This is a genomic window from Fulvivirga kasyanovii (genome assembly GCF_009711405.1).
Classification (GTDB): Bacteria; Bacteroidota; Bacteroidia; order Cytophagales; family Cyclobacteriaceae; genus Fulvivirga; species Fulvivirga kasyanovii.
Map to the genome: position 1 here is coordinate 1 of NZ_SMLW01000197.1, position 1,987 is coordinate 1,987.

The 1,987-nt window shown below is 41.5% G+C and carries 2 protein-coding genes; one reads left to right on the forward strand and one right to left on the reverse strand.

The features are described from left to right. Positions 1–147: 147 nt before the first annotated feature. The gene (locus E1163_RS00780) at positions 148–1,386 is read right to left on the reverse strand and encodes an Nramp family divalent metal transporter (RefSeq protein WP_155168621.1); all 1,239 of its coding nucleotides are present in this window, start codon (positions 1,384–1,386) and stop codon (positions 148–150) included. 215 nt (positions 1,387–1,601) lie between these two features. Here E1163_RS00780 and E1163_RS00785 point away from each other — a divergent pair. Continuing rightward, on the forward strand, positions 1,602–1,987 hold a 386-nt coding region (locus E1163_RS00785), incomplete at its 3' end, for an Hsp20/alpha crystallin family protein (protein WP_155168622.1).

Here is a 1,987-nt window from a genome sequence, read left to right on the forward strand (position 1 = left end):
AGTCAGCCGCTCTAACCAACTGAGCTAAGGGGGAATGTTTTAAATATGTTTCCCTCATTTGGGTGTGCAATATTAGAACTTCGAATTAAAATATGCAAAAAATAATTTCTAAAAATTTAAAGAAATTTTCATCACCCTTTCAAAACGTCAAATTAGGACATAAAAGTAGATCAGCGTAAAGGCTGATAAGAAGATCAGACCTGCAATACCCAGAAGTTTTAACCATTTTGGCGGCACAAAATCTCCGGTTATGTCCTTCGAGAATATTACTTTATAATTCAAAAATGCCGCCAACGGAGCGATCACAAATGACACAACCGTTGCCAGGTCTACAAGGCTTTTCAGGTTATTTAAAAACTGGGATATAACTAAAAAGGAACCAACTGCGATCAGCACGATCCAGTAGAAGTAGCCGACTTTCTTTTTTCCGTCAAAAATTAACTTGACAATGCGCTCCATAGTTCGTCCATAGCCGTCAAGTACAGTAATGGATGTGCTGAACATCGTGCTAAAAGCAGCCACGGCGATGATAAAATAACTCCATGGGCCTATGGAAGAAGTGTACATACCCAATAGCTGCCCTGCAAAGGCAGGCGCGCTGTTGGACAGCTCAATGCCACTGCCGTACATCACCAAAGCACCAAGGGATAAAAATATAACGGCCAGTAGCGCCGTAATAGAGTAACCAATATTAAAATCGAGCAAGGTCTCTTTTAAAGTAGGCTTATATCCGGTTTGTTTGATCCTGGCTTCTGCCCAGAGGCCTGTCCAGGTCGACATATCTACCGCCGTTGGCATCCATCCCATAAGTGCTATAAGGAATATCAATCCGCTGGCACTATTTAACTCTTTAGGGATAAACCCCTCTACCGGTTCCGGGCGGCCTTTTACGAAAGCTACAACAACAGCCGTAATGGTGGAGATCAGCAGCACGACACTTACGATCTTCAGCAGGCTGTCCAGGGCACTATATCTGCCACTGCCCAGCACGATGATGCAGACACCAAAAATGATGGCCGCCCACCAATTGGTAGTAAGTTCAAAGCCCATCAGGTTACTGAGCAGGCCTGCAGCCACAAAGGTGACGGCGGCACTCACAATAAACATGGTAACAAGGGTCATGATCCCATAAACCCATAAGATCCACTTACCTACTTTGGCATAGCCATCAAGTATACTTAGCCCGGTGGCGCCGGTATAGCGGGAAGAAAATTCGAAAAACGGATATTTAAACAGGTTAGCCGCAATAACGGCTATGAGTAATGTGAAGCCATAATCAGCACCGGCACGGGTAGACTGCACCAGGTGAGACACACCAATGCACATTCCGGCAAATACAATCCCCGGCCCTAACGTCTTTAAAAAATTCCTGACCTTATCGTTCATGTTTTAGCATTTTGCGGCACAATATATAAAATTCCTTTTCTAAAACTAAATAGTCAAAATAAGACAAATTGACATGAATATTGAAGGGTATTTAGTTTATTAGTGACATTATGTCTTATTATCTATGGTTTTGAGGCCAAAATCCGGTCTGGTACAATTTTCAATAGTGTAGAGTTAAAAGTGAAACAAAACATTAAACTTAAATTTATAAAGCCATGACATTAGTAAGATACAACCCACTAAATGACTTTGTACCAGGTACTTTTGGAGATTTGATCGAGAGTGTTTTAAGAGACAAAACAAACGGTAATGTCAACTTCAAACCGGCAGTAGATATCTTTAAAGGAGAAAAAGAAATTGAGCTGCAACTTTTTGTTCCCGGTATGAAAAAAGAAGATTTTAACATTAACCTGGAAAACAATGTGCTTGAAATAAGTGGTGAAAGGATATTAAAAGATGAGCTGAAAGAGAAACTCCAAAAGCAGGAGTCTAACTACGGCAAATTCAGAAGGGCCTTTACACTTTCTGAAGACATCAATCAGGAGAAGATCAGCGCCAACTATGCTGATGGCATCCTGACCATTAAACTGCCCCTGACAGA